Here is a 16,774-nt window from a genome sequence, read left to right as displayed (position 1 = left end):
AAAGTTTTAGGTCGGAAGCAAGTGCGAATGCGAATGCCTAGGTTCGGGAAACAATCCAGACAGGTTTGATGAGCTGATCTGATTGCAGACACAGTCTGATCAGCAATACTGCTTTTAGCGACTCGCTCCGTCGCGCTCCTCTGGCGTCCAATTAGACTCGGGTGTTTCGGGATTCATGTCGTAGCATTTCTGTACTTGTGCTGCTCGGGTACCGAGGCCGTCCTTGACAGTCTTCGTCCAGGGAGCCTCGATGTTCTTCTTGGTTTCCTCCAACATCGATTGGGGCTCAAGGTTTCGGTAGCTATCGACTTCACCTGCGACTACCTTGGTCATCGTCGTGATCATGAGGGCTGGGTCGAATTGTGGTCTCGGGAACGCAAGCTTTGTGTACTCGAAAAGCCTCTCCGACGGTATGTCCTCCCAACTTTCCCAGGTTTGGAAGCCGCGATCGTTGAAGCCGGTCAGGAAGGGACCTGGATTGATCGTCGCGACCTCGACACCAAACTCCTGAAGCTCCATGCTCATCGTCTCGGCTATGGCTTCGATGGCGTGTTTGGAAGCGGAGTAGATGCCGGTGAACGGGTTGACATTCAGACCTTCACGGGAGGACACCCAGACGATGCGTCCCCGCCCCCGCTTTGCCATCTGCTTCACGATGCCCTGCGTGAGCAGGAGAGGTCCGATAACGTTCACCTCAAACTCATGACGCATGTTGCTGGCGGGGATATCTACTACAGAGCCGCCCTCTAGAACCCCGGCATTGTTCACCAGGATGTCGATGTTCCATCCGAGGGCCTTCCTGCGGTCGCCCTCAACGGTGACATCCAGCTTTTCGACCTGTACGCTTAGTCCCCTCGCCGCCACATCACGCTTGAGCGGCTGCACTTGCCCGTAGATTTCAACGGCAGCGATCACCTCGAAGCCTTTCTCCGCAAGTTGCAAGGCCGTTCCATACCCCAGACCGGTCGCCGCGCCTGTAATCAAGACCCTCTTCATACCATCTCCTTTGTGTTTCATCGTTCTCCCGCCAAAACACGGTAATCGTTTGGCACCTGCTGTGTATGCGTGGCTCGAGCTTGCAGAGCTCGCCAGCGAAGCGCCATTCTTTCTATAGATGATGTCGCAGGTAATGCGTTTGGCCGAAAGCTCCGATTGTTTAGCCTAAAGCTACGACCACATTCACCCTTGCTCACTCTCGTGCGCACAATAAACCGCTGATGGACCTCTACGGTGGTTTAGAGTCATGAAATGCCGCACCGAAACGCCGATCGGCAAACCGCTGAGATACGTAGCGACGCGGTGCGCCTGGCTGCTCGACTGACCCCGCTGGAGGGCTACAACCAGACTCTCGTGGACGACGTTACGGTTTTACGACGGAGCAAATCCATACCGCGGACTCCTATTGCCTACGACCCAAGCCTGATTTTTGTTATTCAAGGAAAGAAGATCGACTACCTGGGAGGAACCAGGCTGGTTTACGACTCAAACACAGTGTTGGTGCTCTCCGCGCCCATGCCGCTGGAGTGCGTTGTTGAGGCGAATCAGAACACGCCGTTGCTTTCTGTGGTCGTCCGCCTTCGGAGAGAAGTCGTGCTCAGTATAGTGTCGAGGATGCGGAATCTGGACCTAGTGCACCGGACTGCCCCTCAAGCTATTCTGACCGCGACCCTGGACGAAGAACTCGCAAGTACGCTCATACGGCTACTCAAGACTGCCACCTCGCCCGAAGACGCGCGGGTACTTGGCGACCAAGTGGTTCGGGAACTCATCTACCTTGTACTCAAAGGGCCTAGCGGCTCGGGGATTCGTGCAATGGTGGACGTCCATGGATCTTTCGCCAACATCCTTCGTGCTCTTCAACGTATGCACGCGGAATACCGCCGCCCTTTGTTGGTTTCGGACCTCGCACGTCGTGCGGGTATGAGCGTCTCGACGTTTCACTTCCACTTCAAGCAGGTGACCGCCACGACGCCGATCCAGTACGTCAAAGCGATCCGCATGCATAGAGCACGCGCGATGTTGCTTGATGCGAATGCTACGGCTGGAAGCGCGGCAGCAGAGGTCGGTTACAAAAGCTCATCACATTTCGGCCGAGATTACAGACGGTTCTTTGGGGAAGCTCCCGCCAGGGGCGCTCCAAAGTCGAGCAGAAAGGGCATCAACAGGTTGCGAGGAATGCAGACTGCCAGCCATTATCGGAGATGACATAGACACCTCCTCCCACACCTTGGACCGCATATCCCAGTTTCGGATCGATCTTCCAAACCTGTGCCTTCACCGAAGGCAAGAGCGGTACGTACTTCTTCAGGTTCTCTGCTGAATCCTCATGTGAGGACTGAGCTGAGGCGCAAGCGAAAATGGCGGCAGCAAGTGCCAGACCGTACATGAACTTTTTCATTGGTAGCTCTCCTACTACTGAAGGCCGCACTAAGGCACACGCCTGCTGTGCGGCTGGCTGATTCCTTATTGCCCCCGTCTCGAATATCGATCTCTGTTGAAATACTGAAACTCAATCAGAGAAAGTCGTACACTGGCGACAATTAGTGTTTTGGTGGATTGGTGGTAGAGAAGCAGTATCGTGAAATTTTCCAGCTACTGTCGACCTTTTGAAACACGAAGAGTTCCTGGTTCGCCTCGGGGCCGCCGTCGCCGGTGGCGTTGACCTTGGATGTTCCTGCCGAATTGGTACGTGCGATCGCCCAGTCAGGAGCTATCTGGAAGACTTCAGCAACATTGAAATTTACCTTGAGCGTGATTGCCTCGAATACTCCGAGATATGCCTTATGGACTGCATCGGCTCCAACGCTGGACGGGAAATTCTGCGCCATGAAGACGCCGTCAGGGGCGTAGAGCTTCATCACTGCATCCGTATCGGACTGGTTCAACGCGTCTTGATATTCCTTTAGTACGGCGACGACGGCTTGTTCATTTGAATTCATAATTTGGACCTCCCAGACTGCCGATGCTTCGTAACTAACTTTAGGCTTATCCCGTCAGCGCGATAAGCGGGGTAAACTGGGAATCAGCTTTCCATAATGGAATAATGAAGATGGACCTCAATTCGCTGATGATTTTCGCCAAAGTCGTCGAGGTGAACAGCTTTTCAGAGGCTGCCCGCCGACTCAAAATGCCTGTCTCAACCGTGAGTCGCCGCATCGTGGAACTGGAGGATCAGCTCGGCGTGCGCCTGCTTGAGCGCTCCACACGCAGCCTCCGGCTCACCGATGTTGGTTCGGAAGTTCTGGAGCATGCTCAGCACAGCGCCGAACTCAGCGAAGCCGTCGACGGCATCGTCTCGAACCATCTGTCAAACGTCTCCGGCGTACTCCGGCTCTCCGCGCCACCCAGCATCTCCGACTCATTGCTTGCGCCGCTGGTCGGCGCCTTCCAGGCATCCTATCCTAACGTCCGCGTCCAGATCTTCATCACCGAACGGATCGTCGATCAGATCGCCGAAGGCGTCGACCTGTCGTTCAGGGTAGGAGAACTCGAGGATTCAGCACTCGTCGCCCGCAAGATTCTCACCTACCGGCACCGGCTTGTCGCGAGCCCTACCTATATGGCGAAGTGCAAGCCTCCCAGATCACCACGCGACCTACTGGGCCATCGTCTGCTCGCGTTCTCGTTTTGGAAGCCGGAGAATACCTGGAAGTTCACACACACGTGAACGGAAAAGATAAGGAAACCCTTACTTTCCGGCCCTACCTCTCAATCAACGAATATGCGGGCCTTGTCGGCACGATTCAAATTGGCGGAAAAGTCGAGGCAAAGAAGGAACAGTACCATCGGTTCGCGCCCGGAGTCGCATTTCAGTATGAAGCTGAACTTCCCACCGCCTCAACGGGTGCGCTTCAGGGCTATGGTCAACAAGCAATTCTGCTTCTCAATCACCACTACGGGAATAACGGTCACATTGATGTCATTGCGAATGGCTCGATAGTACAGTCAGACTGCCAAACGGTTACCGGATGTCGGTACGGTGGACAACAATCGTTCGCTCTTAGCTACCACCTTCAAAACAAGACGCGTTTTTACGCTGAGATTTTCGGCCAGAACACCTCACAATCCAATACGCCGCCTGGCACTTACTTGTTTGGCGGTTTATATCACCAATTTAGTGACGCCTTTGGCATAAACGGCGGCGTGCGATTTGGCATCAGTGATCACTCGGCAGCTATTGGCACGACAATCGGGTTGGTCTTCGGCAAACGCATTCAAAATGATGCGCCCGCTAAGCATCAGCCATGAGACAGCTTCGAAGATTTCTCGTTCGTTCTATTGGTGCGTCTTTTTCTTGAGGGCACTTCCCAAACTTCGGTGATCGATGCATCAATAAGGAATAGTAGTGACTGCAGATATGGTCTGGTCCTTGGGCTTGCTGATCGGGGCCTTGCCGTCCCACAACGTACCTCCCCAAGTCTTATTGCGTTCGGCGGCGGCCTTATGGGTTACAAACATTCTTGTCTTTGCGTCGTGGTACTGGCGCTTGGATGCAGATGGTCCTAATGTGCGGGATTTGCGCGAGAGCCATACCGATGGCGCGTTCTTGTTTCCGCACATGACTCTCAATGCTGAGACAAGAAAGGAAATGGGCGAGCAATATTTGAGCCCCGGATTCGTAGACTACCTCTTCATCGCCTTCAACACGAGTACCGCTTTCTCCCCCACAGACTGCCCTGTATTGCCGAGATGGGCCAAAGAACTCAAGATGGTTCAATCCCTCATCTCTTTCACCACCGTGGCTCTGCTCGCGGCTCGAGCTGTTAACATCCTGTAATCTCGAGCGACTACCGCTACCTGAATATGGACCAGGTTGTAGCTCAAGCTTTACTCACTTTCCGACGGATAACGAAAAGACACGCCCGCGCTACTGAAGTTTGCGTCTCCCCTTATGTTAAACCGAATGGATAACAGTGCCCATTGATTAGTTCGAATTCAGTTTGACTAGTTGGGTCGGGATGAGTTTCGCCGACTATGGCACTGTTCAGTCGTCCCAGGTTTGTTAGGGAGATTCGGCCGCTGGGAAAAGCATGCTAGACTTTTCGGCATGCCACTCATCATCATTCTTATTGTCCTATTGGTTCTCTTCGGCGGCGGCGGCTACTACATGGGTCCTGGAGTCGGCTACTACGGTGGCGGCGGCCTTAGTCTCGTTCTTGCGATTGCGATTATCTACCTGCTGTTTGGTCGAGGGCGGAGCAGGCTGTAGGGATCGTGGCCGTGAAGTCTATCTAGACTCCCGAAAACGTCATAACGAGAGGGATAGCTCTGGCAGAGCTACCTGATAGGGTTTATGGTGGTCGCAAGACTGCCTTGAACGCGATCCGAGTCACGAAACCTAGGAGGCGCGTAGCAGCCGGCGAATCGAACACATCGATTGCTATTAGGTCCGTGTTGCGCGCCTGACGCTCTATAGATATGTTGTTGGGAGCGAAGTGACATCTGAATATCCTGTGACTCCTGGTTAGGGGAAGGTTATGGCGCTGCACCAACCCGCAGATTCCTCAGGACCTGAGACGAACGCTAGTGAAGCGCCTCATGGAAGCACGACAAGCGAAACGCGCGTGGCAATTCGCAAGGATGACGAAGCCGCAAAAGAGGCGGCGAGAAGAATTATAGACGAGGTGAAGCACCTCTTAGGCGAGCGAGGCCCGGTTTGGTGGACTGACAGTTCACCCGACTGGAATCGGCACAAGGTGTCAGGAACGCCCTATGCTGAATGGTTTACCCAATTAGATGTATAGCTGGTCAACGCTTAAACGGAAGGAAGCGCATGACTAGGCGAGAACAGGCCAACTGCGAAAGGTGGGAGCCCGCGGAGTATGCGGTCGGTTATGGCGCTCGCTTGAGCGGAATTCCGAAGCTGGAGACATCGCACCGCTGGTGGCAAATGGGACGGGACGATGCCGACACGGAGCTGTTGGAGTCAGCTCGACACCCCTAAAGTGCTTGAGGAAGGCGGCGAAGACAACTTCGTAGAGACTTGGGGCCTTCTCTTCTACGCGGGCAGCCAAGCCAAAGCAAATGGGATTCCGTTTGATAGTGCCCGCAGTGATCTTTGGAAAGAAGGTTGGATCTGCGTCGATATTAGTCTGGGCATGTTGGGAGAAAAGGTGCGTTGAAAAAGTGCTTCCAAAGCGCCATGTACTGCAGCTGCGGGAATGCGAAGATCCTCGCACACGGCCTTGCGCGACTTGCTACACGCTCAAGCGTCAGGATGAGGAATACTTTGGTGGGCTGCGAGAGATGGTCCTGAAGCGGGACGGCCGTTGCTGTAGAGTGTGCGGCGCCCGATTGTGGTTCATCACCGAAACCCGACCATTTGGATGCTGCTCACGCCACAATTGCAGGAGTAACGGTCGAACCGGCGTCTTCGCCATCAACATCTTCGTACGGTGGACCCTTAGCGTGACACGGCAAACAAGAGCAGAACTCTTTAGACTTCAACGCTCAGAGCGAGAATTATGAACCGGGCCGACTATTCTGCGGTGAAAGGTGAATAGTCATCGCGTTTTGGTCAACGTTATGTCGGCAGACTGAGCGGTTCATTTCATAGGACCAAATGGACAAAGGCGCATCGGGCCTTTGTTGCTTCATAGTTCCCATGAGGAGGTCAGAAAGCTTCTACGCTGCGAAAGCCTATCTGCGGAGGAGTCGGACAGCCACGAAAAAGGTATCAGCGCATGGGGCGTTTCCAGCGCGGTTTGGAACCTGATGGATCGGCAGTTAGCGCAGCCCGTCGAACGCGGCAACGGTTGGCCCTGGAACGGCTATGCGCTGAGACAGATGAAGAAGCAGGAAAAGTTTCGGCGCCACTTCAACTTCGCGCTGGATCCTAGCACGGGGCTAGAGCGAAGGCAGAAGTGATCTACCGTTGGTCGGAGCCTTGTGGCTATGAGGACGAACGGGAGGATTGATTGAAGAAGCAGGTGGGGAGATCTTTAGGTAGGCAAAACTGTGGTGCATGGTGCTCGACATCGGGCTCTACAGCGCGATGGTGTGACTTTCCTTTTTGGCCTGTCGGTCACAGAAGCTAAGTGTACATAATGCGATTTCGTTGAGTAAGGCGATTCGACTCTGCACCATTAACATGTACAGATTCACCTTCTCAGAATTATGAGAATCATTTAGTGCGAGATGTGTCTGATTTACCTGTGCACCAACTCGCTCTTCTCATTCTTCCGACGGAGCTCCGGAGGCAAGCTGAAGGGTTGACGCGAATACGGCTGGTTCATTCAGAGTTGCTAATCGAAGGTAGACGCTGACTTTTGGCGAATTTGGCTAGGAATCACATTAGTTGGAGCCAGCTTGCGAGATCTCGTCCACAATAGATGCATGTCGGCTTTCGAAAATGAGACAACCCGCTTTATTGCCGCATGGATGCAGCTCCGTCAGGTGATCCAGGCCGCAAACTTTAACCGCTTCCAGCAAGCAGGATTGAGCGCGACGCAGTTCATAACCTTGAACGTGGTTCCAAAGCAAGGCATGACTCTCACAGAACTCTCAAGAAGACTGAATTTAAGTCCAGCCACCCTAAACGCCACCGTTAACTCTTTGGAAGAGCGAGATCTTGTCCGCCGAACCCGTCAGATCACAGACGGTCGGAAAATCGACATTTCTGCGACAAAGGCAGGCGAGACTTTACAGAACTCCACATCTTTGGGTTTCCACGCCTTCATGTCTGGAATATTCGGTCGAATGAGTAAGACAGGGCGTGAGGGCCTCCTCGCCGGCCTTGAGCAGATGGTGAAGCTCAGCGCCATAAGCCTAGAGGCCCCTAAGCCTACTCGCTATGCTGATGACGCTCTTCAGGTGAGGCGTAGTTCTCGGCAATCTCGGCAGCAGTGATCTCGATTGCGCTGTTTCGCTGAATAAGGGACGCGATATCGTCATCGGTCTTGCCACGCTTCCGCAGAGACTCAATCTCGTCACTGATCATTCCAACAAACGCCTGGATGGGAAACTGCTCAGGTCCCAGCCCGGCTGCTTCGCGCAAAGACTTCTGTGCCTTGATTGCTTCTTCGACAGAATACAGCTTCGGCTGACTCATTCGTTGTCCTTTCGTAGTACGAAGTATTTATACTTGGAGCGCAGACGTTCTGTAAAGGTTGCCACTCCCTCGACGAGATTGACACACTTGCGCCACTTCTCTCTAGGGTGAGAGATCTGAGTCCTAATCGACCGCATCGGGGTAAGCGGATTGCCCTCAGGTGGTAGACGTATTGAGTTCGGGCGCGGCTTTCGCCTCTTCTTCCTTGCTCTTTTTAGCGGAGTATTTCTCTTTCTCGGTCTTCGGCTTCTTCGCCTGCTCGGGCTCTTTGGCACTTTGCTTCATGATTGGTGCCCCTGATGTCGTGATCTTCCTTGCCGCCGACAACTCCTCTAGGTTGGAGTTGAGCAGCCTCACTATATTCGGCATTGCCAAAGCGGTCGCCATAGAGATGCAGGCTTCGTAGCCTGCGATCTCGTAATGTTCCGTACGTAAAGCGAATCTCTGAGCCGTTCTTCACCACGAAAGGCATTAACGGAACTGGTTTGGGTTTATGGATCTTAGCCAGCGCGCCGAGGTGATGGATGCTGTGCAGCGGATGCGGCAGAAGGCGCGCAGCTATGGCGATCTGGCTCCTAACAGCTACGTGAATATGGTCGAGACGGGAGGCTCCATTGAGATCCGACTTCTAAACCCTGCGGTATTCTACGTACCTTACTACGATCCGGTCATCGTGTTCGCTCGCCCTTGGCCAGGCTTCGTAGTTGGCACCGCGATCCGATTTGGACCCGCAGTTACCATCTCCGCCACCTTCGGGACATGGGGCTGGTGCACCGGTCCGGCGTTCTTCTGGCCAGCTCACACGATTGTGATCGGAGGGAATCCGTGGGAACATAGTTGGGTAAACCGGGGGTCTATGTTCACCCCGTACTCCCATCCCCGGATTCGGCCGGTCGGCCCGCGAGTGAGATCCACCGGAGATAAGAAGCGTGGCAAACGCTAGACAATCGAGATTGTAAGGGGGGCGGCAAAGATGCCGCCCCAGGTGCCACTGGGGTACCTCTTAGAGACTTTGGTTAGCACCAAAAGGCAATGCTAAAGTCCTCTGAAGGCGAACGGTCCAATGAACAAAAAAAATTCTGGTCTGCTAAGACTAATAGCGATCTTCAAATTATTCAAAGCGATCGCTCTTATCGCGGTGGGCTTTGGCGCCTTGCACTTGTTTCACGATGGCGTTCCTGGGGACTCAGTGACTCTCTTGATCGCCAAGTTCGGCTTCAATCCTGGGGGACACTACGTCGACCTTGCCCTTGGCAAATTATCGAATATTCCGCCCAAGGACTTCAAGGATCTTGGCATCGGCAGCTTCGTTTATGCCGCCCTCTTTCTCACCGAGGGTATTGGGCTCTGGCTTGCGAAGCCATGGGCGGAGTGGTTCACGACGATTATCACGAGCTCGCTCGTGCCACTAGAGATTTTCGAGATTTACCGCCATCCAACTGCCACGAAGGTCATCGTGCTCCTGCTCAACATTGCCATCGCTGTCTATCTCATATTGAGAATTCGTAAAGAACGATCTAGTGTCAACGAAACACACTAGCCGAGCCCGAGGCCTAGCTCCTTTCGTTGACCGTTTCTCGCTGTTTTCCGCAATCCATACGCCCGCCTGAGTCAAGGAAGACGGCCAGTTCTGTTGAGTGTTGTCGAGACTAGGTCTGACGGAACTAAAGGGGAGCATCTCGTGGTGCTCACTTCTCGTTGTCGTTTCAGCCTAACTGAATGCATGCTCTTAGCCGCTTTAAGGACTAAAGCTCTGCCGATTGTTTCCCGTGACGAGCCGAACGAGCAAGGGGAGAATCACAGCTCCGACAACCGCGATCACAATGCTCATAATGAGGCCATGATCTCCGACACCGCCGAGACCAATATGCGAGGAGATGAACCATCCGGTCAGGGCACCGATGACCCCGAAACCATATCCATCAAGACTCCGAAGCTAGACCCTTTCATGATTTTGCCCGTAAGCCAGCCTGCGACGATGCCAATGATGATCCGGCACTCACGCAGAACAGCAGCGCCGCCTGTTTGCTCGCGGGCGAGTCGCATTAAATTTAGGGCGAGTTCTGGGGCCTCTTTGCGGAGCCTTCCTGGCAAATTTGTTTCTTGGTGCAGTGTTCTCCGGAGCGGAGCTACGTTGCTAATCGCAGCCTTGGCGACCTTTGCCCTCCTACCCAAGACCTTGGTGTCCACTGGCAATGCGGATGAGGAGGAAGAAGAAGGTTTGGCCAATCTACTGCCTGCCTTCCGGATAGCCACCTAGTAGTGCTGCTGCTCTGGTTTTTGGTGCTGGAGGTCGCAGGCAACTGGGTGGAGTCCGTTTTACCACATTATGCCTATGATGCTGGAACACTTACGGGATCGGGGGTTGGTCTTCTCTTCTCCTGTGCGGCTCTGCTCATAGTGTTGCCAGCTTGCGCTGACTCGTATGCTGGCGTCTGTCTCCGGCTTTGGGATGATTTTGGCCAGTGGTGCCCGCTGATCGGTGGCTTTACGTGTCCGAGCATCTCCGCCTCGACCGGCTCAGTGATCTTCGCCGTAACTTTTTATTGGCGGACATGCTGGTCGGGCCACTGATTTCAATTGGCGATATCAGTCAATGCACTCATGAAGCAAATTCGGGAATATTAGCCTTGGTAAGACGCTTGCGTCTACCCAAATCTATCTCGGCGTCTCTTCATCCGTCGCGACATACCAGGCGACATCTTTCGATTGAAAGAGATCAGGGTGCCGGGAGGTCAGATGAGAAAGCACAAACTTCGCGATGCGGATGCTATGCTCAACTTCTTTCTCCCACTCCACGTTTGCGAGCCCGTCGCTGTGCGTTGGGTCCCAGCGCGCTGTGCGGATCGCGAGGACAAGACTAGAGGCAATGAGCAGTGCCGGCCCAAGTTTTTGAAAGTCCACCTCCCGACGATAGCCGCCCACCCGAGAACCAACATTAGTGGAAGTCATGCGACGTCACCTCTAACCCTCGTGTCGGTAGAGCTTTAATTCGTGAGGCTTTGACATGAATCGCGTCGTCTTCGTTCTGAAGCGGCCCTTCCACCGAAATGAACCTAGCGTTCGAGATTGCGCTACGATTTCGCTCAAAGAATTCCTTGGTAACGATGACGTTAAAAATACCTGTCTCATCCGAGACTGACAGGAAAACGGTACCCTTTGCTGTACCTGGCCTCTGTTTTACGATGGCCAAACCCGCTGTTCTCACGAACTCTCCGTCCCGTCGTTTCCTCAATTCAATGGCTGTGAGATATCCCTGCTTGTTAAGTTCCTGCCTGCGAAAGTGCATGGGATGCGGGCCGGTGGTCACACTCGTTCCCGCATAATCGGCAACCAGGCGTTCTTCTGGGGTCATCTCTCGTAATGGAAAACTTTTGCTGTTTTCCTGGAGCCATTCGCTTTGCTGACTGAGCAAAGGTCCTTCCAGCTTGCCAGCCCGTTCTACTTGCCAGAGTGCGTCGCGCCGATGCTGCACTCCGTCAATACCATTCATCGCGCCCACACGAGCGAGCAAAGCCAGCTCCTTCCGGTTCAAAACAGGTACACGTAAAGCAACATCCTCGACAGAACTGAATCGACTTGCGTCGCGGGCGCTGACAATCGCTTCCGCGGCATGTCGCCGAAGACCTTTTGCGTAGCCCAGACCAAGCCTAAGCGAGAGCGAATAGTCCGCTTCGCGTTCCAACGCGCAAGCCCATCCCGATACCTGAATATCTATTGATTTAACACGGAGCCCATGACGCCGAGCATCTTGAATCAAGACGGCTGGACTATAAAAGCCCATCGGCTGGTTATTGAGAATCGCGCAGGTGAAGGCAGCGAGATACTTTATCTTGAGGTACGCCGAAGCGTATGCGATCAAAGCGAAGCTCGCCGCGTGCGACTCAGGAAATCCATAGAGCGCGAAGGAACTGATGTTCTGTATGATGTTTTCCTGAGTTGCCATGTCGAGGCCGTTTGCGGTCATTCCGGCCCGGAGCTTGCCTTCAAGATTCTTCATGCGCTCCCAGGATCGGCGCATTCCGACTGCACGGCGCAATTCTTCTGCTTCCGCGCCTGTGAAGTTCGCAACCGTCATCGCCATGCGGAGCAGTTGTTCCTGAAAAAGCGGCACCCCTAGAGTGCGTTTCAGTGTGCTTTCGAGGGAGGGGTGTGGATAGGTGATTTCTTCCTTTTTCTGTCGTCTCCGCATGTAGGGGTGCATCATCTTGCCGACGATTGGCCCAGGGCGAATGATGGCAACCTGCACTACCACGTCATAGAACTTCTCTGGCTTGTTTCGAGGCAGGGACGCCATCTGCGCACGGCTCTCAACCTGAAACATACCGATCGTGTCGGCCCTCTGTAATGCTCGATACACATCCGTATCGTCGGGCAAGTTGGAAAGATCTACGGGGTCACCATAGTGCTCAGGGATTAGTTCGACGCAATCCTTGAGCACGGCCATCATGCCGAGCCCGAGCAGATCGACTTTGATGATGCCGAGGTCGGCGCAGTCTTCCTTGTCCCACTGCACGACGGTGCGGTCCGGCATGGAGGCTCGCTCCAGCGGAACAACGCGATCTAGTTGCCCCTGGCAGATAATCATGCCGCCGGAGTGTTGGCCCAGATGACGCGGCAGATCCTGGATGCGCATACAGAGTTCGAGATATTTCGCGATACGCGGATGCTTGATATCAAAACCAGCATTACGAAACGAATGCGCCATCGTGTCGGTTGGTCCACGCCACTCGAAGTGGCTCACGAGACTTGATAATCTCTGAAGTGATTCACGATCAAACCCGAGCGTCTTGCCGACTTCACGCGCTGACGACTTTCCGCGATAGGTAATCACGTTAGCGCACATGGCTGCACCCAGTTCACCGTACCGTTGGTAAACATGTCGAATGGCTAGCTCCCGTTTGTCTTCCGAAGGCAGATCGAGATCAATGTCCGGCCACTCGCCGCGACTCTCGCTCAGGAATCTCTCAAAGAGCAGTTCCATTCCAACCGGATCGACCGCCGTGATCTCCAAGGCATAACAGACCGCGGAGTTAGCAGCGCTCCCGCGCCCCTGAATGAGAATGTTGTTCCGTTTACAGAAGCAGACGATATCCCAGACAATAAGGAAATATCCTGCAAAGCCCAGCTTTGCAATCAAGGCAAGTTCATGCTCGACTTGTTTCTTCGCACGTTCGAAAAGTCCCGAATTGCTTTTTGCCCCGTAGCGCTTCATAACTCCCTCGGACACGCGCTTCCGGAGAAAGCTGTCCATTGTCTCGCCGTCCGGCACCGGATAGCGCGGAAACTCGTATCCCAGGTCACCCAACTGAAATTCAAGACGATTGGATAATTCGACAGTGTTAGCCACAGCACAATTCAAATCAGCGAAAAGCGCCGCCATCTCAGAGGCCGAACGGAGATGGCGTTGGCTGTTCTCGGATAAGAGCCGCCCCGCGAGATCAAGTTCTGTATGATTCCGAATCGATGTGAAGAGGTCAAGAATTTCGCGGTCATAGGCGTGCGCATAACGCACTCCATTTGTGGCCAGCAGTGGCAGCTTCAGAGAACTAGCTATACGAATCGCTGCTTGATTGCGCCACTCTTCCTCGCGCTCGTGATGTCGTTGCAATTCCACGTAGACATTCTGGGGACCAAAGACGCGGACCATACGCTCAACCACATCGCGCCCAGCGGTCTCGCCGCCGCGCGCCAAGGCCGAGGCGAGCGGCCCTTCATCGCCACCTGTCAGGCAGACCAGACCACGCGAGTAATCCTGGATTTCTTCGAGCTTCGCTGACCCATCTCCCTTGCTCTTCTCTCTCATCTTGAAGCGTGTGATGAGCTGGCAAAGATTCTGATACCCCTCCCGTGACTCGCATAGGAGAGGCAGTCGGACAGGCTCCGCAATGTGTTGGTGCGGGAGCCATTTCGGAGGGGTAAGACGAGTACCGAGGTTAGGAACCGCGATCTCAGCCCCAACATGGGCTCGAATGCTATTTCGTTTCGCAGAGGTGTGGAAGCGGGCTGAGCCATAGACGCCGTTATGATCGAGCAACGCCATTGCAGGCATCTCTATTTCAACTGCACGCTCTACCAACTTTTCGGGTTGGGAGGCTCCCTGAAGGAACGAGAACGCGCTCGCGCTATGGAGTTCGACATAGGGGTTAGTCATAGAGTGCCTCCATCTGCCATCGATTTCTTACCCTGTCCCGCACCACGCAGCAGCACAGGAGTGATCCATCCTCACTACGCGCATCGAGATCCCACTGTTCCAGTCCGTAACGATCTCGACTCCACCATGCGCCGCTTGCGAACCATGGCCCATAGAGATGCTCGACCACATAGCGCCGGGTGCGAAAGCGTAGACTCTCGGGCCGCGCATCTTTCAACATGACGGCTACCGGCTCGGGTGGACGCAGTTGCCGAAGGGAGACTCGTGACATCGGGGATGCCGTGATAGTTGCGTCTCCTGACGGCAGGGTGAATGGCTCGATACGGAAGCTACCCGGGAGATGTTGATCGGGGAGAGCCGGAGATCCGACATTGCCTTCTCCCACGAGCGCCGACAGACGCGCTAGCGTTATATCCAGCCGGCCTGCTTCCGGCAACTGAGGAGAAAACAGTCCGAGCTGAACCTTGCTGGTAGAGCCGGAGTCCGCACGCAGTCCGACAGCGAGAATCGCTGCCCGTGGTGGATGCGCCTCAAGATCAAGGTGGAGCAGTTTGATCCAGAGTTGCTTGTCATTTGTTGGCAATGCGGGACGTACCGTCCGCTCATGAGTGCCGCTGCCTTCGAGGTCCAACGTAACAGTCACAGAAGCCAAAGCGAGAACGCGCGCTGACACACGCGCGATGAGTTGATCCAGCATCATCGCGATACCAAAGAGGAGCGATTCCAGGACATCGAGGGGCGAATCCAGTTCCAGTCTGTCTTCAAGCCGAAAGACCGGCTCCGCCGCTTGGAAGAGGTGGGGCAGCGATCCTGCTGCCATCTGCCGGAGTCGCTTGCCGTCCTGGCCCATACGGGAGATCAGTTCTTTCTCAGGAAGGGTTGCCAACTCTCCCAGTCTGTAGATGCCCCACGATGCGAAGGTTTCCAATTGAGTGTCAGACACTGCAAGAACAGTCAGCGGTAAAGATGACAACGCGGCCCCTTCCTGACCAAACGCGACAACCTGCACGGAGGCTCGCCGTGAGAATCCCTTCGCGAGGCTCACAGCCGTATGGAAGTTCGTGCTGACTGCGACGCTCGCGGATATGCCGCTGGCTCGGATCTGAGTGATGAGGCTTCTGCCTAATTGCTCAGGTGGTCCGAACAAACTTCGCGTTCCCGTAATGTCGATGCCACAGAGGAACGCTGTATCTTCACTTCGGTCCTCCACCTGCGGCGAGAAGCTTCCGGCTACCTCAAGCAACGCGGCCTTCGTCATGCTTTCCGCGACAGTGGACCGACGCATGATGATTGGATTGGCGAACGTTTCTACTTCGACGCGAGACATGCGGTGCTTCATGCCAACAAGCCGGGCCTTGGTGTTGAGCGAGCAGACCTTTTCGCTGGGCACTTCGCCAGTCATGACGACGCAGGCTGCACCATGTAATTCCGGTCTCAGCCGTAGGAGCGACTGTGCGGGAAACTCCCGCACATAGAGGCAGGCGTAGAGAGAAGCTTCGTTTGTCATCGCTGACCTGCCCATGTCGCGCGGTTTTGCCGGCAAGCTGTCGTGACGTTCTGGGGAGGCTTACGAATCGGGAGGATATTACTTCCTCGCTCTTGGAAGCGATGCCGCGCGACCTCTGCCTTCGGCTGTGTTCCGGAGAACACGGTTGTCTCCTCGCGGAGCATCCTTGGAGTATGCAGACGCAACAAGAGTTCTGCGCTACTCTTGGCACAGACATACTGGGTCAAAAGAACAATGCTCGACTGCGTCCGTTCTGCCGCTACGCGATACCGATGCCATGTCCCTTGCTCTACGCGCGACACGAACTCTGGCGCGATGCTTCCAAGATCGAGCACGATGGCACCGAACCCGCCGGCCTGCAGGATCAAGTCGGCGCTCTTCAGACCCTGTTCAATCCGCTGGTACTGGCCGAGTGCGGATCGCCTCCGCACTGGAGATACCACAGGCTGAGAAGCCGGAGCATAGGTGACCTGAATAGGGCGGGTCTTTCGTTGCGGTTCCGCACACCGTGAATTCAGCGCCTCGGTCTGAAGCAGACCGCTGACAGCCAAAGAGAGGCCCTTGGCTTCATGCCGAGGATGAGTGCCACAGCCGCCTCCATGAATACCTTTCTTTGGTGTTCCAGGAATCAGGTATGCGTTTGGAAGCGCGAAATCGCGGACCTGTTCCGGATTAGAATTTTCCGGTACCCCGCAGCGTACCCAAAGAAGCCGCCGCAGATCGATGCCGGCTGCTGCAGCAGAGGCCGGGTCGAAGGTGTCCGATACATCGATCCAGGCGGCAACTTTGCCACTTTCGACGACACGCGCTATAAGGGATTGCGCCAGGGAGGTCCGGCCGGAACAATCTGGACCGGTGATCTCGCTGACTGCTCCGATCGGGAAACCACCTCGTAAGAGATCATCTACCGGCGCAACCCCTGAAGAGACTGCGGGCCGGACCATCTTCGCAACCGAAGTCAGGGCAGAAGGGATCTTATTGGCGAGGGTACTTTCGACTTGAATACGGAGGGCAGAGGATGACGGCATAGTGAACAACCTTCGCCAAATCTTCGCCTATTACA

Annotated in this window: 18 protein-coding genes and 1 pseudogene; 9 read left to right on the top strand and 10 right to left on the bottom strand. The window is 54.7% G+C overall.

Annotated features, from left to right (window positions below):
* Nucleotides 1-114: 114 nt before the first annotated feature.
* Nucleotides 115-996, bottom strand: a complete 882-nt coding sequence (locus HDF08_RS17180; protein WP_179640028.1) for an SDR family oxidoreductase — start codon at nucleotides 994-996, stop codon at nucleotides 115-117.
* Between the two features lie 252 nt (nucleotides 997-1,248).
* Here HDF08_RS17180 and HDF08_RS17175 point away from each other — a divergent pair, with 252 nt between their 5' ends.
* On the top strand, nucleotides 1,249-2,205 hold the full coding sequence (locus HDF08_RS17175) for an AraC family transcriptional regulator (RefSeq protein ID WP_179639801.1): 957 nt from the start codon (nucleotides 1,249-1,251) through the stop codon (nucleotides 2,203-2,205).
* Here the strand turns inward: HDF08_RS17175 and HDF08_RS17170 are convergent.
* The gene (locus tag HDF08_RS17170) at nucleotides 2,159-2,398 is read right to left on the bottom strand and encodes a hypothetical protein (protein WP_179639800.1); all 240 of its coding nucleotides are present in this window, start codon (nucleotides 2,396-2,398) and stop codon (nucleotides 2,159-2,161) included. The genes HDF08_RS17175 and HDF08_RS17170 overlap by 47 nt on opposite strands.
* A 142-nt stretch (nucleotides 2,399-2,540) precedes the next feature.
* The gene (locus HDF08_RS17165) at nucleotides 2,541-2,939 is read right to left on the bottom strand and encodes a YybH family protein (protein ID WP_179639799.1); all 399 of its coding nucleotides are present in this window, start codon (nucleotides 2,937-2,939) and stop codon (nucleotides 2,541-2,543) included.
* A gap of 104 nt (nucleotides 2,940-3,043) precedes the next feature.
* Here HDF08_RS17165 and HDF08_RS17160 point away from each other — a divergent pair, with 104 nt between their 5' ends.
* The 6 genes from HDF08_RS17160 (at nucleotide 3,044) to HDF08_RS22220 (ending at nucleotide 7,848) form a co-directional block, all read left to right on the top strand.
* A complete protein-coding gene (locus HDF08_RS17160) occupies nucleotides 3,044-3,667 on the top strand; it encodes a LysR family transcriptional regulator (RefSeq protein ID WP_179639798.1) in 624 nt (207 codons plus the stop codon).
* Complete coding sequence (locus HDF08_RS17155) at nucleotides 3,664-4,248, top strand: hypothetical protein (protein WP_179639797.1); 585 nt, start codon at nucleotides 3,664-3,666, stop codon at nucleotides 4,246-4,248. Before HDF08_RS17160 ends, HDF08_RS17155 begins: the two co-directional genes overlap by 4 nt.
* 97 nt (nucleotides 4,249-4,345) lie before the next feature.
* Entirely contained in the window at nucleotides 4,346-4,777 is a 432-nt protein-coding gene (locus HDF08_RS17150) for a hypothetical protein (RefSeq protein ID WP_179639796.1), read from the top strand.
* Between the two features lie 270 nt (nucleotides 4,778-5,047).
* Entirely contained in the window at nucleotides 5,048-5,209 is a 162-nt protein-coding gene (locus HDF08_RS17145; RefSeq protein ID WP_179639795.1) for a DUF3309 domain-containing protein, read from the top strand.
* Between the two features lie 1,505 nt (nucleotides 5,210-6,714).
* On the top strand, nucleotides 6,715-6,867 hold the full coding sequence (locus tag HDF08_RS17140; protein ID WP_179639794.1) for a hypothetical protein: 153 nt from the start codon (nucleotides 6,715-6,717) through the stop codon (nucleotides 6,865-6,867).
* A 468-nt stretch (nucleotides 6,868-7,335) separates the two neighbouring features.
* Nucleotides 7,336-7,848 carry a MarR family winged helix-turn-helix transcriptional regulator gene (locus HDF08_RS22220; RefSeq protein ID WP_179639793.1) on the top strand — a complete coding sequence of 171 codons (513 nt, stop codon included), beginning with the start codon at nucleotides 7,336-7,338 and terminating at the stop codon, nucleotides 7,846-7,848.
* On the opposite strand, the gene HDF08_RS17130 is transcribed toward HDF08_RS22220, so the two are convergent.
* Nucleotides 7,784-8,050 carry a hypothetical protein gene (locus HDF08_RS17130; protein WP_179639792.1) on the bottom strand — a complete coding sequence of 89 codons (267 nt, stop codon included), beginning with the start codon at nucleotides 8,048-8,050 and terminating at the stop codon, nucleotides 7,784-7,786. The two genes, HDF08_RS22220 and HDF08_RS17130, sit on opposite strands and share 65 nt — an antisense overlap.
* A 156-nt stretch (nucleotides 8,051-8,206) precedes the next feature.
* Nucleotides 8,207-8,476 (bottom strand): annotated as a pseudogene (locus tag HDF08_RS17125) (DUF892 family protein); the annotation flags it as partial.
* A 67-nt stretch (nucleotides 8,477-8,543) separates the two neighbouring features.
* On the opposite strand from HDF08_RS17125, the gene HDF08_RS17120 reads away from it, so the two are divergent.
* Nucleotides 8,544-8,993 carry a DUF3300 domain-containing protein gene (locus tag HDF08_RS17120; RefSeq protein WP_179639791.1) on the top strand — a complete coding sequence of 150 codons (450 nt, stop codon included), beginning with the start codon at nucleotides 8,544-8,546 and terminating at the stop codon, nucleotides 8,991-8,993.
* A 120-nt stretch (nucleotides 8,994-9,113) separates the two neighbouring features.
* Nucleotides 9,114-9,590 (top strand): DUF2127 domain-containing protein, encoded by a 477-nt coding sequence (locus HDF08_RS17115; protein WP_179639790.1) that lies wholly within the window; start codon nucleotides 9,114-9,116, stop codon nucleotides 9,588-9,590.
* Nucleotides 9,591-9,788: 198 nt separating this feature from the next.
* Here HDF08_RS17115 and HDF08_RS21815 read toward each other — a convergent pair whose 3' ends face one another.
* The 5 genes from HDF08_RS21815 to HDF08_RS17090 all read right to left on the bottom strand — a co-directional run bounded on the left by HDF08_RS21815 (nucleotide 9,789) and on the right by HDF08_RS17090 (nucleotide 16,739).
* The gene (locus tag HDF08_RS21815; protein WP_373563228.1) at nucleotides 9,789-9,917 is read right to left on the bottom strand and encodes a hypothetical protein; all 129 of its coding nucleotides are present in this window, start codon (nucleotides 9,915-9,917) and stop codon (nucleotides 9,789-9,791) included.
* A gap of 791 nt (nucleotides 9,918-10,708) precedes the next feature.
* Nucleotides 10,709-11,002: a hypothetical protein gene (locus tag HDF08_RS17105; protein WP_179639789.1), complete on the bottom strand. Its 294-nt coding sequence runs from the start codon at nucleotides 11,000-11,002 to the stop codon at nucleotides 10,709-10,711.
* On the bottom strand, nucleotides 10,989-14,204 hold the full coding sequence (locus HDF08_RS17100; RefSeq protein ID WP_179639788.1) for a DNA polymerase III subunit alpha: 3,216 nt from the start codon (nucleotides 14,202-14,204) through the stop codon (nucleotides 10,989-10,991). The genes HDF08_RS17105 and HDF08_RS17100 overlap by 14 nt, the downstream gene beginning before the upstream one ends.
* The gene (locus HDF08_RS17095) at nucleotides 14,197-15,711 is read right to left on the bottom strand and encodes a DNA polymerase Y family protein (RefSeq protein ID WP_179639787.1); all 1,515 of its coding nucleotides are present in this window, start codon (nucleotides 15,709-15,711) and stop codon (nucleotides 14,197-14,199) included. Before HDF08_RS17095 ends, HDF08_RS17100 begins: the two co-directional genes overlap by 8 nt.
* Nucleotides 15,708-16,739: a RecA family protein gene (locus HDF08_RS17090; protein ID WP_179639786.1), complete on the bottom strand. Its 1,032-nt coding sequence runs from the start codon at nucleotides 16,737-16,739 to the stop codon at nucleotides 15,708-15,710. The genes HDF08_RS17095 and HDF08_RS17090 overlap by 4 nt, the downstream gene beginning before the upstream one ends.
* Nucleotides 16,740-16,774: the final 35 nt, after the last annotated feature.

This window comes from Tunturiibacter empetritectus (genome assembly GCF_013410875.1).
In the GTDB taxonomy this organism is placed as follows: domain Bacteria; phylum Acidobacteriota; class Terriglobia; order Terriglobales; family Acidobacteriaceae; genus Edaphobacter; species Edaphobacter empetritectus.
This window is presented reverse-complemented; position numbering and strand designations above follow the sequence as displayed.